Genomic DNA, 22,392 nt, shown 5'->3' with positions numbered 1-22,392 from the left:
GTCATGCAGCTGCCGCGCCGGTCGTTCACGGGGCCGCCGCGCTGCGTGGCGTGCGCCGTTCCAGCAGCTGACGCAGGCCGTACACCAGCAGCGCCACGAACAGCGCCAGGACCACGCCGAACAGGACGTTGAGCAGGCGCAGCTGGGCCTGCTGCCAGTCCAGGGAGAGACTCTCGGCGAGCAGGACGAAGCCGATGGCGCTCTGCATCACGAACAGGGCGTAATGGCTGGCCTGCAGTGCTCGGCTGAGCATGATCAAGGGAATCAGGCTGAGTACCATCAGCGTCGGGTCCTGCAGGCTGTGGCCGAGCAGAATCAACAGACCGGCCGCGGTCATGCTGGCCAGGCTCGCTAGCAAGGCGCGCACCAGGCTGCCCTGGAACTCCAGTTGCAGGGTGGTGAGCACCGTGAGGGTCAGCCAGTAGCCGTGGTGCAGCCCGGCGAGGCTGACCACCAACCCGGCCAGGCCCATGGCCAGGGTGCAGCCCAGGGCGTGCAAGCGCCACTGCCGGCGCGGCAGGCGCCTGGCGTGGCGCCTGAGTACCCTGAGGATGCTGATGAAGCGCGGCATGTACGGCCACATGCGCAGGCCATGCAGGCCGCGCAGGCCGAATGCCAGGAGCATGGCCCAGAGGCCGCCGAGGATGAACAGGGTGGCGATCGCATGGGGGTTGTTGAGGTTGCCGATGCCGTGCTGACCCTGGCCCAGGCACAGGCAGACGACCAGGCCCAGGCCCATCTTGCCGGCCTCGCTGCCGAAGCGTTGCAGCCAGGCCAGCAGCAGGCCGAAGCTGGCGAACAGGCCCAGGCCGAGCAGCGGGTCGCCGGCCGACCAGAAGCCCAGGGCGGCGCTGCAGGCGCCGAGCCCGGTGAGCAGCAGCATCCTGAGCATGCCGAAGCGATGCAGGGGGCTGGCCTGGGCGGCCTGAAAGGCCCCGACCGAGGCCCAGAGGAAGCCGGTATGGCCGCTGAACAGCCCCAACAGCAGGGGCAGCGCACAGCCGAGCCCGGCCACCATCGCCGCGCCCCAGGCGGGTGGGCCGGCATGCCAGCTGAAGGTTTCGCGCAGGAGCTGTCTCATCTATTACACCGGGCTCGAGCGTCCCGTCATCTCGCGGGCCATTTCAGTAGCGTAGCTGTCGGTCATGCCGGCGATGAAGTCGATCATGCGCAGGAAGGACTTGTGCAGCGGCCAGTCCGGGTGCGGGGCGTTGTGCCCGAGCAGGTCGAGGATGCGCCGATGCTTGAACGACGGCGAGCGACCGCCCTGCTGCTCCAGCGCCGCGCCGCAGAAGGCATTGAGGAGGATCTCCAGGGTGGTGTAGGCGCCGATCTCGTGCAGGGTCTTGCGCTTGTCCTGAAAGATCTTCTGTCGTGCCATGGCCTTGGCGCTCTGCACGCAGCGCTTGGCCGGGCCGTGCATATGCTCGACCAGGTCGCCCGGCAGGGTGCCGGCGAGCAGGGCCGGCTGCTGGGCGACGAAGGCCTGGGCGGCGGCGTTGGTCAGGTGTTCGATGGCCTTGCCGCGCAGGATCGCCAGCTTGCGCCGGCGGGAGTCCTGGGGGCCGAGCTGGCGATAGGTCTGCGGCAGGTCGTCGCCGACCAGGTCGAGCAGCAGGGCCTCGACCTCGCTGTAGTCGAGCAGCTCCATCTCCAGGCCGTCCTCCAGGTCGATCAGGCCGTAGCAGATGTCGTCGGCCGCCTCCATCAGGTACACCAGCGGATGGCGGCCCCAGCGCTGTTCCTCGAGTTGCGGCAGGCCGAGTTTGTGGGCGATCTGTTCGAGCAGCGGCAGCTCGCTCTGGTAGCAGCCGAACTTGTGCTTCTTGTAGCCCAGCGCCTCGGCGTGACGCGCCGTCCAGGGGTACTTGAGGTAGGTGCCGAGGGTGGCGTAGGTCAGGCGGGTGCCACCGTCGAACTGGTGGTACTCCAGCTGGGTGAGCACGCGAAAGCCCTGGGCATTGCCCTCGAAGTTGAGGAAGTCGGCGCGCTCGGCCTCGCTCATGGCGTCCAACCAGCCGCGCCCGGCGGCCTGATGGAACCAGTGGCGAATGGCGTCCTCGCCGGAGTGGCCGAATGGCGGATTGCCGATGTCGTGGGCCAGGCAGGCCGACTGCACGACCATGCCCAGATCGCTCGGCTCGCACCAGTCGGGCAGGGCGTCGCGGATCATCTCGCCGACCCGCATGCCCAGGGAGCGGCCGACGCAGCTGACTTCCAGGGAGTGGGTCAGGCGCGTGTGGATATGGTCGTTGCTCGAGACCGGGTGTACCTGGGTCTTGCGCCCCAGGCGGCGGAAGGCACCGGAGAAGATGATGCGGTCGTGGTCTTTGTGAAAGGGGCTGCGGCCCAGTTCGTCGGCGCTGTGCGCCGGTTTGCCGAGTCGTTCGCGGGTGAGCAGGGTTTGCCAGTCCAAGGCCGGTCCTCGCCATTCAGTGGCCGATGGCTCTAGCTTCCGGGTTAGCGTGAGCGGCCGCAAGCCTCGCGTGGAGTTGTGCTGTGGCGGCCGTCGCGGTTCGGTATAAGCGGGTCGTGCCTGGCGGGCAGGGATCGGCGCTGCTAGGGTCAATTCTGGGTGCCGATGAAAGCACTTGGCCAGTTATGCCGTTGAGCCGTCGCGTTGTTCGAGTGTGTCCGCGCACCCCGATTGGCCTGGCTCCGTTGAGGTGGGCGTTGTGTATTAGGCGCTGGATGACGCGGTTTCCGCTCTTAGAGGTGAGTGTATGAACAATGCAATCGTCTTGCTCGCTCGACTGCTGCTTGCACATATTTTCCTACTGGCTGGCATCAACAAGATCGGTGGCTACGCCGGCACCCAGGGTTATATGGAAAGCATGGGGGTGCCGGGGGCGTTGTTGCCGCTGGTGATACTGCTGGAGGTCGGCGGCGGCCTGGCCTTGATATTCGGCTTCCTCACCCGTTGGGCAGCCCTGGCGCTGGCCGGCTTCTCGGTGGCGGCCGCGGTGATTTTTCACACGAACTTCGACGAACAGATGCAGATGATCCAGTTCATGAAGAACTTCGCCATGGCCGGCGGCTTGCTCATGCTGTATGTGCATGGGGCGGGGGCCATCAGCATCGATGCCATGCGTGGTCGATAAACGCCTGGCCGCAGGCTGTCGTGGCAATTGAGGTGAGCCGTCGCCCCGGCGGCGCACGCAGATGCGGCGGCTCTGGCACGGCCTCTTGGCCCTTAAGTGTCCTTATCGCTCGCGCAGCGCTTCGGCGCGGGCCTTGAGCACGGGCTTGAGCAGGTAGTCCAGCACGCTTTTCTCGCCGGTGATGATGTCGACCGTGGCGATCATGCCGGGGATGATCAGCAGCGGTTGCTCGTCGCTGCCCAGGTGGCTCTTATCGGTACGCACTTGGATCAGGTAGAAACTGTTGCCTTCTTCATCGGTGATGGTGTCCGCGCTGATCAGCTCCAGGTTGGCTTTCATGCCGCCGTAGATGGTGTAGTCGTAGGCGCTGAACTTGACCATGGCCTTCTGTCCCGGGTGCAGGAAGGCCACGTCCTGGGGGCGCACCTTGGCTTCTACCAGCAGGTTGTCTTCCAGCGGCACGATCTCCAGGATGTCGCTGCCGGGCTGGACGACGCCGCCGATGGTGTTGATCTTCAGTTGCTTGATGACGCCCTTGACCGGGGAAACCACCGTGGTGCGACTGACCCGGTCCTCGATGGCGGAACTGGTGGCGGTGATCTTCTTCAGTTCCGTACGCGCTTCGTTGAGTGCCTTGAAGGCTTCGGCACGAAAGGCCAACTCGGACTCCTCGATCTTGCTCTTGATCTCGCCGATGGCGGCCTCGGCCCGGGGAATGGCCAGGTTGGTGGCATTCAGCGAGCCGCGGGCCTCCACTGCGCTGCGGCGCAGGCGGAGGATCTCCACCTGGGAGATCGCGCCGCTGGCGACCAGCGGCTGCGACATGTTCAGCTCCTGCTGCAGCAGGCCGAGGCTCGAGCGGTACTGCTGGGCTTTGGAACGGAATTCCGCCAGTTCCTGCTCCTTCTGCCGCAGCTGCTTGCCGAGCGTGCGCTGTTCGCTGTGCAGGCGCTCCTGACGCGAGCGGTGCAAGGCCCGCTCGTCCTCGGCCAGTTGCGGTGCGCTGGCGGCGATGTCGTCCGGCAGGTCCATGGGCCGGCCCTCGGCTTCGGCGCTCAGCCGTTCGATGCGGGCGATCAGTGCCAGGCGGTCGGCCTCGGTTTCGCCTTGGTTGGAGAGAAAGCGGGTGTCGTCCAGGCGCAGCAGCACATCGCCTTTGTTCACCACCTGGCCTTCGCGCACGAAAATCTCGCTGACGATGCCGCCTTCGAGATTCTGTATGACTTGAACCTTGCTCGAGGGAATCGCCTTGCCTTCGCCGGTGGTGACTTCCTCCAGCACGGCGAAATGTGCCCAGACCAAAGCCGCGAGCAGGCAGGCGGCGACCAGCCACAGGGTGATTCGCGAGAACCAGGGCGGCGCTTCCAGCACGGTGCCCTCGACCTCCGGCATGAACTCGGTGTCCAGCTTCTGTCGCCGCAGGCTGGAGAAGTAATCGCTTGTCGACTGATTGGCTTGCATGGGCATGTCCTAGGGTCTGTTCCCGTTTCATCGCGAGGCGCGTTGCCGCGGGAAATGGCCCCCCGGTTAGGCGCAGGACGCAGGTAATGGTTATTCCCTTGCCAAGTCCTGCAACAACAGCGGGGACCATTTCCCGCACAACCCTGCGGGCCGGGCCGGTTTTTGCGCGATGCTGCGTTTCTTCGACACTTATTTGGAACAACCAAACGTCGTGTCTCGTGCCTGGCCTCGCGCAAAAACCGGCTCCGGCGCGACCGCAAGTGAAACGGGAACAGACCCTAGACCGCCGCCGGGCCGACGCGGCCCTTGCGCAGGGCTTCGATCACCGACTCCTTCGGGCCGTCGGCGACGATGTGGCCGTTGTCCAATACCACCAGGCGGTCCACCAGGTTGAGCATCGAGGCGCGGTGGGTGATCAGCAGCAGGGTCTTGCCCTGGGCCCAGGTATGCAGGCGGTTGCGCAGGATCTCCTCGCTGCTGTTGTCCATCGCGCTGGTGGGTTCATCGAGTAGCAGGATGGGCGGATCGAGGAGGATGGCCCGGGCCAGCAGCACGGCCTGGCGTTGCCCGCCGGAGAGCAGTTGGCCGCGTTCGCCGACCGGCCGATCGAAGCCCTGCGGGTGCTGCCGGGCCAAATCGCTGACGCCGGTCAGCTCGGCCACCTCGAGCATGCGCGCGTCGCTGACGTAGCGGGCGCCGAGGGTCAGGTTGTCGCGCAGGCTGCCGGCCAGCAGCGGCAGGTCGTGGGCGACATAGCCGATCTGGTGGCGCAGGTCGGCGACGTCGAGCTGGCGCAGGTCGAGGTTGTCGAGCAGGATCTGGCCCTCCTCGGGCGTGTACAGGGCCATCAGCAGGCGGGCCAGGGTGCTCTTGCCCGAGCCGCTGCGGCCGATGATGCCGATGCGCTCGCCGGCGGCCATGCGCAGGCTGACGTTGGCCAGCGCCGGCGCGCTCTGGTTGGGGTAGCGGAAGGTCACCTGGCGTATGTCCAGCTCGCCCTTGAGCTGGGTGCGCTCCAGGGGCCGCTGTTTGGCCTGGCGTTCCTGGGGCAGGGCCATCAGTGCGTCGGTACTGGTCATGGTCAGGCGGGCTTGCTGGTAGCGGGTGATCAGCCCGGCGATCTGTCCCAGTGGCGCGAGCACCCGGCTGCCGAGCATGTAGCAGGCGACCAGGGCGCCGACGCTGAGGTCGCCGGCGATGATGCTGTAGACCCCGGCGACGATGATGGACATGCCGGAGAGCTGTTGCAGGAACAGGGTGCCGTTGGTCGCCAGTGCCGACAGGAAGCGAGCGTGGCTGTCCAGGCGGGTGACGGCGCCGTGAATCTTCTCCCACTCATGCTGCCGCTCGCTCTCGGCGCCAAAGGCCTTGAGGGTTTCCAGCCCGCCGAGGGTCTCGATCAGCAGGGCCTGGCGCTGCGAGGCGAGTACCAGGCTTCTCTGCACCGTGTCGCGCAGACGCGACTGGATGATCAGGGCGAACAACGCGGTGAGGGGGAAGGCCAGCAGGGGGATGACGACCAGCCAGCCGCCGATCAGCCAGATGACCGTGATCATCAGCAGGGCGAACGGCAGGTCGATCAGGCTGGTCAGGGTCACGGCGGTGAGGAATTCGCGCAGGCCCTGGAAGTCGTGGATGCTCTGGGCGAAACCGCCAACCGTGGCAGGCCGCGCCTTCATCGCCATGCCGCTGATGCGCTCGAACAGCGTGGCCGACAGCACCACGTCGGTCTTCTTGCCGGCGCTATCCAGCAGGTGCGCGCGCAGTACGCGCAGCAGCAGCTCGAAGCCGGTGCCGATGAACAGGCCGATGACCAGTACCCAGAGGGTCGCGGTGGCCTGGTTGGGCACCACCCGGTCATAGGTCTGCATGACGAACAGCGGAACCATAAGGCCCAGTGCGTTGATCAGCAGGCTGGCGAGCATGGCGTCGGAGTAGAGCCAGCGCGACAGCTTCAGGGTGTCGCGAAACCAGGCGTCGATGCGAGGAATCAGTGGCTGACGTGCTTCTTCCAGCTCATGCCGGGGGCGGGCGAACAGGGCCTGGCCGCTGTACTCGCCGGCCAGCACTTCACGGCTGACCCACTGCTCGCCGCCCTCCGCCTCGCAGGGCAGGATCAGCGCCTGGCCCTTGTCGCCCCACTTGCGCAGTACCGCACTGCGTCCGCCCTTGAGCAGCAGCAGAACCGGTAGGTTCAAGGCCGAGATGGCACCCAGTTGGCGGTTCAGCAGTCGTCCTTGCAGGCCGGCGCGAGCCGCCGCGCGGGGCAGCAGCTCGGCATTCAGACGCTGTTCGGGCATCGGCAGACCGGCCGTTAGGCTCGCGCGGCTGGCCGTGCAGCTGTGCAGTTGACAGAGAATCAGCAGGCCATCGAGCAACGGATCGTCGTGGCTCAAGCGCGGATCACTGGCGGCCCCGGTCTGTTCCATGCTCGTCACGTATTACTGCTCCTCGGGCCGGTACTACTTCATTTCCGGCAGGCGTGCCTCGCTCTTTACCTCCGAAAGGGCGACGGCTTCGGCCGGCACTACGACCTGTTGCTGGCGCAGCAGATCCCCCATGGCCGCGATCACGCGGTACATGGCGAACTCTTCGGTGTAACGCACCTCTGTGTAGCGACGGTTGGCGGTGAAGAGCTCATTCTCGCTGTCGAGCAGGTCGAGCAGGGTGCGTTGGCCCAGGCGGAACTGCTGTTGATAGGCCTCGCGCACCCTTGCAGTGTAGTCGGCGTAGTCGCGTGCCTTGGGCGTTTGCAGGCGGGCGTTCTCCATGGCGTTCCAGGCCAGGGCGAGATTCTCGTTGAGTACGCGCAAGGCGTTGTTGCGGATATCCATGGATTCGTTGATCTGGTGCGCGGTGGATTGCAAACGGGCCTTGTCGCGCATGCCATTGAACAGGTTGTAGTTCATCACCACCGCGGCACGCCAACCGTTGGAGTGCCCCTCATCGCCTTGCACGTTGTCGTTGGCATTGGTCGCCAGTTCCACGTCGAAGCGCGGGTAGAACGGCGATTTGGCCACTTCGTACTGCTTCTCGGCGGCGTGAACATCGGCTTGGGCCGATTTCAGGAAGGGGTTGTTATCCATCACCAGCTGCCGGGCGCTGGCCAGGTCCGCCGGCATGTCGCCCCGTACGCTGGCAGGGGAGGCCAGTTCATCGGGAATCCGGCCGACGGCGCTGAAGAAGTTCGCCTCGGCGTCGGCCAGGTTGACTTGTTCGGTGTACAGGTTGTTCTCGGCCAGAGCCAGGCGAGCCTGGGACTGGTCGAGGTCGGCGGCGCTGCCGACGCCCTGGCGGCTGCGCAGGTCGATCTGGTCGTTGATGCGCTGATGGGCGAGCAGGTTGTTCTTCGCCAGGCTGACCAGCTCGCGGCGCTTCAGGATATCGAGGTAAACCTCCACGGTGCGTAGCGCGAGGCTTTCCGAGGTGCCGAGCACGCGGTAGGCGCGCGAGTTGACCACCGCCTCGGTGCGGGCCACTTCATTGGGGGTGTTGAAACCGTCGAACAGCATCTGCCGTAGGCGCAGTTCGGCGTTCTGGTAGTTGAGGGTTTCCGTGTTGTGGGAGCCCGGTACTCGTGCACGAGTGGTCGGGCTGTCGGTGTGCTCGCGGCCGTAGCCCACCAGCAGGTCGACGGTCGGCAGGTAGCCGCCCTTGGCGATTCTGACTTCTTCATCCGACGAGAGACGACTGTTGATTCCAGCATGAATCTCGGGGTGATTATCCAGGGTGGTTTGGATCGCCTCCGACAGGGTCATCGCCTGGGGCTGGGTGCAAGCCATTGCTAGCAGCATGCTGGCCCAAAGGGGACTGATAGCGCGCATGGGGTGAATCTCCTTGTAGGTGTTCTATTCCTGTCGCCAGAAAAATGACCCTTATGCTCGGAGAGCCGCTTAGAGCCTTTAACATCACAGCTAAGAACATCTTTTCGAGAAGTTCAGAAAAAAAGCGCACAAGTGTTATGACAAAAAAGTCTTATGCATTTCGAGGAAAGCATCCCAGTGTTTTTCCACAAGAGGCATGTACAGGCGGTCAGTCTGTGCATGCCGATGGCGGGCGAGAACAGGTTAAATGCATAGGGCGCATAGGGCGGGGATGATTCTGATGGAGTAGCGTGACGCGGGCTGCGTGAGACTTAGTGCTGTACCGGTTGGTTTGTGGGCCATGTACGCCGTCCCATTTCACTATCAGTTTTTTCGACGCGCTCCGTGTTCGAGAAGGTGTTCTGAGCCTTTTTGAAACGTGTCGGCGGTGGTCGACAGCTGTAGTGAGGAGGGAATCATGGCTACTTTGATTGGTGTCGTCAGTCAGGTCGTAGGCGAGGTCTTTGCAGTAGCGGGCGATGGATCACGTCGACCACTGTTCGAAGGCGATAGGGTCTATGCCGGCGAACAGCTGGTCACCGGCGCGACGGGTGCCGTCGCAGTAGCCTTGAGTAACGGTCGGCAACTGACGCTTGGGCGTGACAGCAGTCTGAGTCTCAGTGAACAGTTGCTCGCGCAGCCAGCCGATCAGGTCGGGTCCGGACAGCAGTCGGCTGTCGATGCTCCCAGTGCTCAAGATCTGAGCGAGGTCGAGCAGTTGCAGGCCGCCATCGAAGCCGGAGTCGACCCGACCGTGGCCGGCGAGGCGACTGCCGCCGGGCCCGGTGCGGGAGGCGCAGCCGGCCCCGGGGGCGGTGGCCATAGTTTCGTGCTGCTGGATGAAACCGCCGGCGCCGTTGAGCCTGTGATCGGCTTTCCCACGGTCGGCCTCAGCTCCGGCCCGGAGTTCCCCGACCCCGACCCTGCTGTCTCTGAGGATGATACGCCGCCAGCCGATGGAGTCCCGGGAATAGAGGTCGAGCATCAGGATTTCAACGGTTCGGTGATCGTCGGCCCCGCGTTGGTCGATGAACAAGCCCTGGATAATGGCACCAATCCGAGTAGCCCCGCCGAACAGGCCAGTGGGCGTTTCATCATCACTTCTCCAGATGGTGTTTCCGCGCTGGAGGTCCTCGACGTCAACGGTGTCTGGATAGACGTCACCAACGGCGGCGTCGTGCAGGGACAATACGGCACGCTGACCGTGGATGCCGCCGGCAATTGGACCTACACACTGAGCGGTAACACCCACGACCATAGCGACCCGAACGCCACGGGGGCGGATGACCAGGTGGGTGAAAGCTTTCTGGTGCGGGTGTTCGACCTGGATGGCGATGTCTCGCCGACCGTGTCCCTCGATGTGCTGATCAACGATGACGGGCCGACCCTGGCAGAGGGGGAGGCAGCTGCGGTTTCCGCCCAAGTCGACGAGGATGAAACCGCCGCTGGCATCAGCGATGGAGACACCATCACCAACGTCGCCAGCGGTGCGGCCGGTAGCCTCAACACTCTGGTCAACTTCGGTGCCGATGGCCCCGGTAGCTTCGGCCTGTCAGGTAGCACCTCGGCGCTTTCCTCTCTTGAGTCCCAAGGTCTCACCTCCGGCGGTACGGCATTGACCTACAGCGTGGTCGGCAACCTGCTGACCGCCTCGGCCGGTACAGTGCCCATCTTTACCCTGCAAGTGAACGCCGACGGTAGCTGGACCTTCAGCCTGATTGGACCGCTGGACCATCCCCTGGCCGATGGCAATGATGACGAGCTCCTGAGTCTGCCGATCGACTTCTCCGGCATGCTGACGGCCATCGACGGCGACGGCGACTCGGTCGGTGCGTTCAACAGCGGCAGTTTCGTGATCGACGTCGAGGACGACGTGCCGGTTGCGGTTGTGGGTGAGGAGCGTCCGACCCTCAACGCCCTGGTGCACGAGGACGTGCTGAGCAGCCCCTACCCGGGTAACAGCGAAGGCGGCCAGACCCTGGTTGCCAGCGGCGCGGCGGGTTCCCTGCACGCCCTGGTCGACTTCGGCGCCGACGGCCCCGGCGACTTCGGTCTGGCGGCCGACCTCAGCAGCCTGACGGCGCAAGGCCTCACCTCCGAAGGCACCGCACTGAGCTACACGGTGGACACCAACAGCGGCCTGCTGACGGCCAGTGCCAACGGCAACACCATCTTCACCCTGCAGGTGAACGCCGACGGCAGCTGGACCTTCACCCTCAGCGGCCCGCTGGACCATCCCGTCATGGACGGTAACGACAACGAAACCCTGGCGGGCCTGGGCATCGACTTCTCCGGCGTGCTGACCGCCACCGACGGTGACGGCGACCCGCTGGTGGGTGGCTTCGATCCGGGCAGCTTCGCCATCGACGTGCAGGACGACGTGCCGGTACTGGCCGGCAGCGGCCAGGAGCGTCCGCAGGTCAGCGGCCTGGTGCACGAAGACGTGCTGAGCAGCCCCTACCCGGGTAACAGCGAAGGCGGCCAGACCCTGGTTGCCAGCGGCGCGGCGGGTTCCCTGCACGCGCTGGTCGACTTCGGCGCCGACGGCCCCGGCGACTTCGGTCTGGCGGCCGACCTCAGCAGCCTGACGGCGCAAGGCCTCACCTCCGAAGGCACCGCACTGAGCTACACGGTGGACACCAACAGCGGCCTGCTGACGGCCAGTGCCAACGGCAACACCATCTTCACCCTGCAGGTGAACGCCGACGGCAGCTGGACCTTCACCCTCAGCGGCCCGCTGGACCATCCCGACATGGACGGTAACGACGGCGAGACCCTGGCGGGCCTGGGCATCGACTTCTCCGGCGTGCTGACCGCCACCGACGGTGACGGCGACCCGCTGCTGGGCGGCTTCGATCCGGGCAGCTTCGCCATCGACGTGCAGGACGACGTGCCGGTTCTGGCCGGCATCGCACAGGAGCGTCCGCAGGTCAGCGGCCTGGTGCACGAAGACGTGCTGAGCAGCCCCTACCCGGGTAACAGCGAAGGCGGCCAGACCCTGGTCGCCAACGGCGTGGCGGGCTCCCTGCACGCCCTGGTCGACTTCGGCGCCGACGGCCCCGGCGACTTCGGTCTGGCGGCCGACCTCAGCAGCCTGACGGCGCAAGGCCTCACCTCCGAAGGCACCGCACTGAGCTACACGGTGGACACCAACAGCGGCCTGCTGACGGCCAGTGCCAACGGCAACACCATCTTCACCCTGCAGGTGAACGCCGACGGCAGCTGGACCTTCACCCTCAGCGGCCCGCTGGACCATCCCGACATGGACGGTAACGACGGCGAGACCCTGGCGGGCCTGGGCATCGACTTCTCCGGCGTGCTGACCGCCACCGACGGTGACGGCGACCCGCTGGTGGGTGGCTTCGATCCGGGCAGCTTCGCCATCGACGTGGAAGACGATGTTCCGGTTGCCAGCCTGAGCGAGCAAGCGCCGGAACTGGGCGTGGACTGGGTGGACGAGAGCCTGCCGGCCTTCGGTGGCGAGGGTGGTGATGGCAAGGCCACGGCGGTGCTGAGCGCGGCGCTGGTGCAGGCGCAGTTCGACAGCTCCTTCGGTGCCGACGGTCCGGGTACGACGAGCTACAGCCTGGTGCTGGATGGCGACGACGTGCCCAGTGGGCTGTTCGCGGTCGATGCGGCCGCGCCGAACGGCAAGGGTGCGGAGATCGTGCTCAACCAGTTGGGCAATGTGATCACCGGCAGCGTGGGTGGGGATGACTACTTCACCCTGACCATCGACCCGGCGACCGGCGAGGTGACCCTGGCGCTGCTGGACAACATCTGGCACGGCGATACCACTGACCACGACGACGGCCAGGTACTGGAGCTGCCGGCTGGCGTACTGGAACTGGTACAGACCCTGACCGATGGCGACGGCGACAGTGACAGCGCCTCGATCGACCTGGGTGTGGCCGGTGTGTTCCGCTTCGAGGACGACGGTCCGGATGCCAGCCTGAGCGAGCAAGCGCCGGAACTGGGCGTGGACTGGGTGGACGAGAGCCTGCCGGCCTTCGGTGGCGAGGGTGGTGATGGCAAGGCCACGGCGGTGCTGAGCGCGGCGCTGGTACAGGCGCAGTTCGACAGCTCCTTCGGTGCCGACGGTCCGGGTACGACGAGCTACAGCCTGGTGCTGGATGGCGACGACGTGCCCAGTGGGCTGTTCGCGGTGGATGCGGCCGCGCCGAACGGCAAGGGTGCGGAGATCGTGCTCAACCAGTTGGGCAATGTGATCACCGGCAGCGTGGGCGGTAATGACTACTTCACCCTGACCATCGACCCGGCGACCGGCGAGGTGACCCTGGCGCTGCTGGACAACATCTGGCACGGCGATACCACTGACCACGACGACGGCCAGGTACTGGAGCTGCCGGCTGGCGTACTGGAACTGGTACAGACCCTGACCGATGGCGACGGCGACAGTGACAGCGCCTCGATCGACCTGGGTGTGGCCGGTGTGTTCCGCTTCGAGGACGACGGTCCGGATGCCAGCCTGAGCGAGCAAGCGCCGGAACTGGGCGTGGACTGGGTGGACGAGAGCCTGCCGGCCTTCGGTGGCGAGGGTGGTGATGGCAAGGCCACGGCGGTGCTGAGCGCGGCGCTGGTACAGGCGCAGTTCGACAGCTCCTTCGGTGCCGACGGTCCGGGTACGACGAGCTACAGCCTGGTGCTGGATGGCGACGACGTGCCCAGTGGGCTGTTCGCGGTGGATGCGGCCGCGCCGAACGGCAAGGGCGCGGAGATCGTGCTCAACCAGTTGGGCAATGTGATCACCGGCAGCGTGGGCGGTAATGACTACTTCACCCTGACCATCGACCCGGCGACCGGCGAGGTGACCCTGGCGCTGCTGGACAACATCTGGCACGGCGATACCACTGACCACGACGACGGCCAGGTACTGGAGCTGCCGGCTGGCGTACTGGAACTGGTACAGACCCTGACCGATGGCGACGGCGACAGTGACAGCGCCTCGATCGACCTGGGTGTGGCCGGTGTGTTCCGCTTCGAGGACGACGGTCCGGATGCCAGCCTGAGCGAACAAGCGCCGGGACTGGGCGCGGACTGGGTGGACGAGAGCCTGCCGGCCTTCGGTGGCGAGGGCGGTGATGGCAAGGCCACGGCGGTGCTGAGCGCGGCGCTGGTGCAGGCGCAGTTCGACAGCTCCTTCGGTGCCGACGGTCCGGGTACGACGAGCTACAGCCTGGTGCTGGATGGCGACGACGTGCCCAGTGGGCTGTTCGCGGTCGATGCGGCCGCGCCGAACGGCAAGGGTGCGGAGATCGTGCTCAACCAGTTGGGCAATGTGATCACCGGCAGCGTGGGTGGGAATGACTACTTCACCCTGACCATCGACCCGGCGACCGGCGAGGTGACCCTGGCGCTGCTGGACAACATCTGGCACGGCGATACCACTGACCACGACGACGGCCAGGTACTGGAGCTGCCGGCTGGCGTACTGGAACTGGTACAGACCCTGACCGATGGCGACGGTGACAGTGACAGCGCCTCGATCGACCTGGGCGTGGCCGGTGTGTTCCGCTTCGAGGACGACGGTCCGGATGCCAGCCTGAGCGAGCAAGCGCCGGAACTGGGCGCGGACTGGGTGGACGAGAGCCTGCCGGCCTTCGGTGGCGAGGGCGGTGATGGCAAGGCCACGGCGGTGCTGAGCGCGGCGCTGGTGCAGGCGCAGTTCGACAGCTCCTTCGGTGCCGACGGTCCGGGTACGACGAGCTACAGCCTGGTGCTGGATGGTGACGACGTGCCCAGTGGGCTGTTCGCGGTGGATGCGGCCGCGCCGAACGGCAAGGGCGCGGAGATCGTGCTCAACCAGTTGGGCAATGTGATCACCGGCAGCGTGGGCGGTAATGACTACTTCACCCTGACCATCGACCCGGCGACCGGCGAGGTGACCCTGGCGCTGCTGGACAACATCTGGCACGGCGATACCACTGACCACGACGACGGCCAGGTACTGGAGCTGCCGGCTGGCGTACTGGAACTGGTACAGACCCTGACCGATGGCGACGGTGACAGTGACAGCGCCTCGATCGACCTGGGCGTGGCCGGTGTGTTCCGCTTCGAGGACGACGGTCCGGATGCCAGCCTGAGCGAGCAAGCGCCGGAACTGGGCGCGGACTGGGTGGACGAGAGCCTGCCGGCCTTCGGTGGCGAGGGTGGTGATGGCAAGGCCACGGCGGTGCTGAGCGCGGCGCTGGTGCAGGCGCAGTTCGACAGCTCCTTCGGTGCCGACGGTCCGGGTACGACGAGCTACAGCCTGGTGCTGGATGGTGACGACGTGCCCAGTGGGCTGTTCGCGGTGGATGCGGCCGCGCCGGACGGCAAGGGCGCGGAGATCGTGCTCAACCAGTTGGGCAATGTGATCACCGGCAGCGTGGGCGGTAATGACTACTTCACCCTGACCATCGACCCGGCGACCGGCGAGGTGACCCTGGCGCTGCTGGACAACATCTGGCACGGCGATACCACTGACCACGACGACGGCCAGGTACTGGAGCTGCCGGCTGGCGTACTGGAACTGGTACAGACCCTGACCGATGGCGACGGCGACAGTGACAGCGCCTCGATCGACCTGGGCGTGGCCGGTGTGTTCCGCTTCGAGGACGATGGTCCGGTGCTGGCCGGCTCCGAGCAGGCGCGCCCGCAGATCAGCGGCCTGGTGCACGAAGACGTGCTGAGCAGCCCCTACCCGGGTAACAGCGAAGGCGGCCAGACCCTGGTTGCCAGCGGCGCGGCGGGCTCCCTGCACGCGCTGGTCGACTTCGGCGCCGACGGCCCCGGCGACTTCGGCCTGGCGGCCGACCTCAGCAGCCTGACGGCGCAAGGCCTCAGCTCCGAAGGCACCGCGCTGAGCTACACGGTGGACACCAACAGCGGGTTGCTGACCGCCAGTGCCAACGGCCACACCATCTTCACCCTGCAGGTGAACGGCAACGGCAGCTGGACCTTCACCCTCAGCGGCCCGCTGGACCATCCCGACATGGACGGTAACGACAGCGAGACCCTGGCTGGCCCGGGCATCGACTTCTCCGGCGTACTGACTGCCACCGACGGTGACGGCGACCCGCTGGTGGGTGGCTTCGATCCGGGCAGCTTCGCCATCGACGTGCAGGATGATGTGCCGGTGCAGTCGGGCACTCAAGGTCAGCGGCCAACGGTGCAGGGGCAAGTGCAGGAGGACGCCCTGACCCTGGCCGATGGTGCGCCTCATGAGGGTAATGACGAAGGTGGACAGACCACTTCCGCCAGCGGCGGTGTCGGGGCCCTCAATGCGTTGGTCGATTTCGGTGCCGACGGTCCCGGTGAGTTTGGCTTGTCCGACAGCCAGGCGGCAATCGACTCGATGGTGGCCCAAGGCCTCATGTCCGACGGCACAGCGCTGAGCTACAGCGTCGTGGGTAACTTGCTGACGGCCAGCTCAGGCGCGCAGACCATCTTCACACTGCAGGTAAATGCCGACGGCAGTTACAGCTTCAACCTCGAAGGGCCGCTGGATCATCCGTTGCCGGGTAGCACCGATGACAATCAGTTGCTCAGTCTGCCCATCGACTTCTCCGGGGTACTGAGCGCCACCGACGGTGATGGCGACCCGGTAGGTGGGTTTGCCCCGGGCAGCTTCACCATCGATGTCGAGGACGATATTCCGCTGGCGCAGAACGACTCCGCCAGCGTGCTGGCGGGACAGGCGCAAGACTTTAACGTGGTCTTCGTGCTGGATTTCAGCGGCAGTATCAACAACACCGAACTGAATCAGATGCTGCAAGCGGTGCGCGCGGCGGGCCAAACCCTGTTCAACGGCACCACGGGTGATGTGAACATCCAGCTGGTGGCGTTCTCCAGCACGGCGACCTCCTATCCGCAGGTAACCGATTTCGCGTCCCTGGACAGCCTGATTGCAAGCCTCAACCCGGCGGAAGGCGGCACCCGTCCGTTCAATGGCCAGACCGACTTCACCGATGCGATCACCGAAACCATGGCGGTGTACAGTCCGATTGCGGGCTGGAGCAACCAGGTGTTCTTCATCAGCGACGGTAACCCGAATCAGCAAACCGGGCCGGGAGGTACCTCGCTGACCAGCGCCACGGCCGCGGCGTGGGATAGTTTCGTCAACGGTAACGACATCAACGTAACCTCGATTGGCGTGGGTGGGGGCATCAATACCGCACGGTTGCAGGACATTGACGTGGATGGCTCGGGTGCGCCGATCCTGGTGGGCGACTTCGATGACTTGGTCGATACCCTGGTCGATCAGATCCTCGGCGACGTGGTATCCGGCAATGTGCTGCTGGGCAGCGACAACGCCGCGGGCGGCGGTGATGACGACGCCTTCGGTGCCGACGGCCCCGGTTATATCCAATCCATCGTCATCAACGGGGTCACCTATACTTGGGACGGCGTGGGGAACATCGATGCCAGCACCGGGCCGGACATCGCCGGCAGCCAGCTGACGGACATCGACACGGCCGAAGGCGGCAAATTGTCGTTCGACTTCGCTACCGGCGCCTGGAGCTATCAGGCACCGGTCATGGTCAACGGCGACAAGACCGAGACCTTCACCTACACCATCGTCGACAACGACGGTGACCCGGCCAGCGCCAATCTGACGATCCATGTCGAAGACAGTTCGCCGGTCATCGCCCGGGTCGACGAAGACGAGCTGCCCGGCGGGATCACCGACAGCGATTCGGTCGGCACCGTGGCTACGGGGAGCCTGAGCGATCTGCTGGTCGGTCCCTCGGTCAGCGCCCAGTTCGGCCTGTCGACGAACACCAGTGGTTTGGCGCCGGCGGCTTCCGGTGGAGTTGCCCTGGTCTACAGCGTGGCCGGTGACACCCTGACCGCCACGGCCGGCATGGCCGGCCCGACGGTGTTCACCCTGCAGGTGCAGAGCAACGGCGACTACACCTTCACCCTCAGCGGTCCGCTGGACCACCCGCTGGGCAACGGCGATGACAACGAGCTGCTGGTGATGGACTTCGCCAGCATCCTCCAGGCCAGCAGCGGCGGCGATCCGGTGCCTCTGGCTGGCAACTTCCTGCTGCAGATCGAGGACGATGTGCCGACCACCTCGGCCAACCCGACCGTGCGACTGGACGATGATGCGCTGTCTGGCGGCATCCCCGATGGCATTGGCGATGACGTCAACGCACTGAACACCAGCGGCACCCTAGGCTTCAACTACGGCGCGGACGGGCCCGGTAGCGTGCAATGGCTGACATCGGGCAGCCCGGCAGGCTTCACCTATGTCAAAGCGGGAGATGACCTGCTGATCATGCAGGGCGCGACCACTGTCGTGACGGTGACGCTGGATCCCTCGACGGGGGCCTATAGCGTTACCCAGAATGCACCGATCTCTCACCCGGAGGGGGACGATGAGAACAACCAATCCTTCAACCTGACCTATCAGGTCACCGACAAGGATGGTGACACCGCCAACGGTAGCCTGACGGTGGATGTCGACGACGATACGCCGATGGCGTTGAACGATGTGGCCAACGTTGCCGAGGCCAGCGGCCAGGACTTCAATGTGGTCTTCGTGCTGGATTTCAGCGGCAGTATCGATAACACCGAGCTGAATCAGATGCTGCAAGCCGTGCGGGCGGCGGGCCAAACCCTGTTCAGCGGCACCACGGGTGATGTGAACATCCAGCTCGTGGCGTTCTCCAGCACGGCGACCTCCTACCCGCAGGTGACCGACTTCGCGTCTTTGGACAGCCTGATTGCAAGCCTCAATCCGGCGGAAGGCGGCACCCGTCCGTTCAACGGCCAGACCGACTTCACCGACGCGATCATCGAAACCATGGCGGTATACAGTCCGATTGCGGGCTGGAGCAACCAGGTGTTCTTCATCAGCGACGGTAACCCCAATCAGCAAACCGGGCCGGGGGGAACCTCGCTAACCAGCGCCACAGCCACGGCCTGGAACAACTTCGTTGACGATAACGGCATCAACGTAACCTCGATTGGCGTCGGTAACGGTATCGATACTGACAGGCTGCAGGATATCGATGTGGACGGGATGGGGGCGCCGATCCTGGTGAACGACTTCGATGACCTGATCGATACTCTGGTCGGCCAGGTGCTCGGCGGTCTGGTGTCCGGCAATGTGCTGCTGGGCAGCGACAATGCCGTGGGCGGCGGTGACGACGATGGCTTCGGCGCCGACGGCCCCGGCTATATCCAGTCCATCGTCATCAATGGCGTTACCTACACCTGGGATGGCGTGGGCAATATCGACGTTAGCAGTGGGCCGGATATCGCCGGCAATCAACTGAGCGAGATCGCCACGGCCGAAGGCGGCAAGCTGAGCTTCAATTTCGCCACCGGTGCCTGGAGCTATGTCGCGCCGCAGACGGTAGTGGCCGATACCAGTGAATCTTTCAGCTACACCATAGTCGATGCCGATGGCGATCCATCCACGGCCTTGCTGACCATCAACATCGAGGATGCCTCACCGGTCATAGGCATGGTCGACGAGGACGAATTGCCCAATGGCATTACCGATGGCGACGCCGTGACTACGGTGGCCAGCGGCAATCTGAGCGAGCTGCTGGTGGGGACTAACGTCGGGCAGTTCGGTCTGGCGCCTGCGCCGGTCGGCTTGCCGTCGTTGCAGTCGGGTGGGGTGAACGTCACCTATGCGGTGGCCGGTAACACGCTTACCGCCAGTGCCGGTGCGCTGACCGTATTTACCCTCGTCGTACAGCCCAACGGGGATTACACCTTCACATTGCTCGGGCCTCTGGATCATCCCAACGACAACAGTGACGACAATGAGCTCTTGACGTTGAACCTGGTGGGCGCTCTGGTGGCCAGTGATGGGGTCAACCCTCTGCCCTTGGCCGGGGACCTGCTGATACAGGTCGAGGACGATGTGCCCCGCGTCAGCGCAGGATCGGCTCAGGCCGAGTCGCTGCAGGTGGACGAAAGTAATCTGACGGGCGATACCACTAGCAACTTCAGTTCGCTGTTTAACGGCAGCTATGGTGCGGATGGCCCGGGTAGCACCGTTTATGGGCTGAAGGTCAGTGCGCAGGGTGTCGACAGTGGTCTGGATGATTCACTCACCGGGCAGGACATCCTGCTGTATCTGGAGGGCGGCAACGTAGTTGGCAAGGTCGGCAGCGCATCAGGGGCTGTGGCCTTCAGCGTCTCGGTGAACAGTGGCACCGGCGCGGTGACTCTGGACCAGGCGCGTGCTGTTCTCCACAGCCCGAACAGTGGGCCGGATCAGGCAGTCAGTCTGAGCGCGGCCGATCTGGTGCAACTGACCTCCACCGTCACCGACTGGGACGGGGACTCGGCCAGCGCGTCCCTGAATCTGGGCTTCGCCATCAGCTTCAGGGACGACGCCCCGACGGCGTTCAACCAGAACCAGTCCGGTCAGGCCAGCACTAGCTTGAACACCAATCTGCTGATCGTGTTGGACAACTCCGGCAGTATGGGCAACGGTTCGGGTGTCGGTGGTATGACCCGCCTGGAAGTAGCGAAGAATGCGCTGCTCGAACTGTTCGAGCAATACGATGCCCTGGGCAATGTGAAAGTCAGCTTCGTTTCCTTCTCCACCAACGCAACCATCGAGGAAGTCTGGGTCAATATCGCCGATGCCAAAGCCGCCCTGTTAGCGCTTAACCCGACCAATTTGACCAACTACGATGATGCGCTGATCGATGCCATCACTGCCTACGGGCAAACCGGCAGCGACGGAGGCAAGCTCGCCAGCGGCAACGTGCAGAATGTTGCCTACTTCCTTTCGGACGGCTTCCCCAATGCACCGAGTGGTGACAGCGGCATCTCCAACGCACCAGGGACGGCTGCTGGATGGCCGACCCCCTATTCCAACGGTGGGGTTTCGGAGGAGCAGGCCTGGATCAACTTCCTGACTGCTAACAACATCCGCGCCTATGCCTTGGGGATGGGAACTGGTGTGGACGCCAGCGCGCTGAACCCGATCGCCTACAACGGCACCAATGGCGGTAGCAATACCAATGCGATAGTGGTCAACGACTTTAACGACCTTACCGCGACTCTGGTGGCCACTGCCCAGGCCTCGCCACTGATAGGCAATCTCACCACGGGCGGAGGCTTTGGCGCCGATGGAGGCTTCGTGCGTACCCTACTGGTGGAGGGCAAGACCTACACCTATGACAAAGTCACCAATAGCTTCGTCGCCAGCGGTCCAGGTCCCAATAATGGCAGCCTTTCAGGAGCCACGTTGACGGTCTCCATGGGGGCAGGGGCGGGCATCGCGGTGAACATGCTGACGGGGGCGTATACCTACACACCACCCAGCGCGATCAATATGGTGATCGCCGCCAGCATCGCCTTCACGTTGATGGACAACGATGGCGACACGGCCTCTGCCAATCTCAATATTTCCATCAGCCCGGGGCAGGGGCCGATGGTCATTCGCGACGACCTGGTGTTGACCAACGTGGATACGCAGAGCGGCCAGGATGTCATCGACATTCCGAAGTGGGCACTCTTGGCCAACGATAGCGGCCCGAGCAGCTCGCTGTTGTCGCTATTGTCCGTGGCCGGTGCGACCAGTGGCGTCGCGGCCCTTAATGGGGACTACGTACGCTTCACCGAGGGTGCGTCCAACGGCAACAGTGGTCGGGACGGCGGTACGTTCAACTACGCGGCATCGCTCAACGGCAGCACCGCAGTGGACAGCGCCACCGTCACTCTGGACCGCGGGCAGCATGGAGAGAACACTCTGGATGGGACCTTCCGCAACGAGATCCTACTGGGGCGCGATGGCGTCGGTGACGTACTCAACGGCAACGATGGCGACGACATCCTCATCGGCCTTGGTGGTGGTGACACCCTCAACGGCGGCAATGGCAACGACATTTTGGCAGGCGGCGCCGGCAACGACACCCTGAATGGTGGCAATGGCGTGGATACGGCCAGCTATATCGATGCCACGGCCGGTGTGAGTGTCAACCTCGGTGTCGCCGTGGCGCAGAACACCGGCGGTGCCGGCACCGATACGCTTAACAGCATTGAAAACCTGGTCGGGTCGAGTTTCGCCGACACCTTGACGGGCAACGGCAGCGTCAACTACCTGTTCGGTGGAGCCGGCAACGATACCTTGCTGGGCAATGGCGGCGATGACTTCCTCGTCGGCGGCTTGGGTGGCGACATCATGACCGGCGGCAGTGGCAAAGATACCTACATCTGGCAGAAAGGCGGTCTGGGTGGCGGTGTCGACCACATCACCGACTTCAATGTCGATCTCAGTGGGGTCAATTCCGACACGCTGGACCTGTCGCAGCTGTTGTCTGACGTGGGAGCGGATTCAAATATCTTGCAGAGCTATCTGGACTTCGCCTTCGGCGGTACCACCACGACGATTGACGTACGCACGGTGGCGGCAGGGCCGGTGGAGCAGCAGGTGGTGCTGGACAACGTCAATCTGTCGACGCTCTACGGGACGAGCGATGAGGCGACACTCATCGCGAACCTCCTCGACGATCATGCCCTGAAGGTAGACACCGTCTAGGCTTGCAGGAACGGAGCCGCCCGCCATCTTCGGGTGGCGGGTTTCTTATGGGCAGAAGCAGGAGGCGTCCATGGCCTATGTACAGCGCGACGAGCACGGAAGGCTACTGCGGGTCGAGCATGAGCCGTTCGATGCGATGACCGGAGAGGCGTCGGCCGGCGATCCCGAGATACGCAGTTGGTTGGCGAGCCATGCTCTGCATTCACACCTGATGTCGCTGCAGCACTCGGATCTGGAATTGGTGCGGGTAATCGAAGACCTGGTCAGCGTGTTGGTCAGCCGCGGCTTGATCCGCTACACCGATCTGCCCGAGGCGGCGCGCAGCAAGCTCAGCCACCGGGCCCAGGCGCGCGCGCAGCTGGACGATCTCGGCAAACTGGTGGACGAGCAGCAGCATCTGCCGTACTGAAGCCTCGGGGCGTGCCGGGCAGAGTCGAGTCGCGCA

General features: G+C 64.7%; 8 protein-coding genes and 1 pseudogene. 4 read left to right on the top strand and 5 right to left on the bottom strand.

Annotated elements, in window-relative coordinates:
* Positions 1-25 precede the first annotated feature (25 nt).
* Together ACSX1C_RS07640 and ACSX1C_RS07635 are read right to left on the bottom strand one after the other, a co-directional pair.
* Positions 26-1,081, bottom strand: a complete 1,056-nt coding sequence (locus ACSX1C_RS07640) for an FUSC family protein (RefSeq protein ID WP_439888934.1) — start codon at positions 1,079-1,081, stop codon at positions 26-28.
* A gap of 3 nt (positions 1,082-1,084) precedes the next feature.
* Positions 1,085-2,416, bottom strand: a complete 1,332-nt coding sequence (locus tag ACSX1C_RS07635; RefSeq protein WP_318645890.1) for a deoxyguanosinetriphosphate triphosphohydrolase — start codon at positions 2,414-2,416, stop codon at positions 1,085-1,087.
* A gap of 307 nt (positions 2,417-2,723) precedes the next feature.
* Here ACSX1C_RS07635 and ACSX1C_RS07630 point away from each other — a divergent pair, with 307 nt between their 5' ends.
* On the top strand, positions 2,724-3,101 hold the full coding sequence (locus tag ACSX1C_RS07630) for a DoxX family protein (protein WP_439888933.1): 378 nt from the start codon (positions 2,724-2,726) through the stop codon (positions 3,099-3,101).
* Positions 3,102-3,203: 102 nt separating this feature from the next.
* Here ACSX1C_RS07630 and ACSX1C_RS07625 read toward each other — a convergent pair whose 3' ends face one another.
* The 3 genes from ACSX1C_RS07625 to ACSX1C_RS07615 all read right to left on the bottom strand — a co-directional run bounded on the left by ACSX1C_RS07625 (position 3,204) and on the right by ACSX1C_RS07615 (position 8,386).
* On the bottom strand, positions 3,204-4,562 hold the full coding sequence (locus ACSX1C_RS07625) for an HlyD family type I secretion periplasmic adaptor subunit (RefSeq protein ID WP_439888932.1): 1,359 nt from the start codon (positions 4,560-4,562) through the stop codon (positions 3,204-3,206).
* A gap of 278 nt (positions 4,563-4,840) precedes the next feature.
* Positions 4,841-7,000, bottom strand: coding sequence for a type I secretion system permease/ATPase (locus tag ACSX1C_RS07620; RefSeq protein ID WP_439888931.1), 2,160 nt, complete (start codon positions 6,998-7,000; stop codon positions 4,841-4,843).
* Between the two features lie 24 nt (positions 7,001-7,024).
* On the bottom strand, positions 7,025-8,386 hold the full coding sequence (locus ACSX1C_RS07615) for a TolC family outer membrane protein (RefSeq protein ID WP_439888930.1): 1,362 nt from the start codon (positions 8,384-8,386) through the stop codon (positions 7,025-7,027).
* A gap of 457 nt (positions 8,387-8,843) precedes the next feature.
* On the opposite strand from ACSX1C_RS07615, the pseudogene ACSX1C_RS07610 reads away from it, so the two are divergent.
* The 3 genes and pseudogenes from ACSX1C_RS07610 to ACSX1C_RS07600 all read left to right on the top strand — a co-directional run.
* Positions 8,844-9,251 (top strand): annotated as a pseudogene (locus ACSX1C_RS07610) (retention module-containing protein); the annotation flags it as partial.
* A gap of 177 nt (positions 9,252-9,428) precedes the next feature.
* A complete protein-coding gene (locus ACSX1C_RS07605) occupies positions 9,429-21,947 on the top strand; it encodes a DUF5801 repeats-in-toxin domain-containing protein (protein WP_439889384.1) in 12,519 nt (4,172 codons plus the stop codon).
* 70 nt (positions 21,948-22,017) lie between these two features.
* Positions 22,018-22,356, top strand: a complete 339-nt coding sequence (locus ACSX1C_RS07600; protein WP_439888929.1) for a tryptophan synthase subunit beta — start codon at positions 22,018-22,020, stop codon at positions 22,354-22,356.
* Positions 22,357-22,392: the final 36 nt, after the last annotated feature.

Origin of the sequence: Pseudomonas sp. MBLB4123 (assembly GCF_051904775.1) — a bacterium.
Taxonomy (GTDB): Bacteria; Pseudomonadota; Gammaproteobacteria; order Pseudomonadales; family Pseudomonadaceae; genus Aquipseudomonas; species Aquipseudomonas benzenivorans_B.
Note: the sequence above shows the minus strand (reverse complement) of the source record. Positions and strands in the feature narration are given on the sequence as shown.

What these genes read in the sequence shown, in the direction of transcription:
- ACSX1C_RS07640 (WP_439888934.1), bottom strand. Translation starts at nt 1,081, where the DNA reads ATGAGACAGCTCCTGCGCGAAACCTTCAGCTGGCATGCCGGCCCACCC.
- ACSX1C_RS07630 (WP_439888933.1), top strand. Translation starts at nt 2,724, where the DNA reads ATGAACAATGCAATCGTCTTGCTCGCTCGACTGCTGCTTGCACATATT.
- ACSX1C_RS07625 (WP_439888932.1), bottom strand. Translation starts at nt 4,562, where the DNA reads ATGCAAGCCAATCAGTCGACAAGCGATTACTTCTCCAGCCTGCGGCGA.
- ACSX1C_RS07615 (WP_439888930.1), bottom strand. Translation starts at nt 8,386, where the DNA reads ATGCGCGCTATCAGTCCCCTTTGGGCCAGCATGCTGCTAGCAATGGCT.
- ACSX1C_RS07600 (WP_439888929.1), top strand. Translation starts at nt 22,018, where the DNA reads ATGGCCTATGTACAGCGCGACGAGCACGGAAGGCTACTGCGGGTCGAG.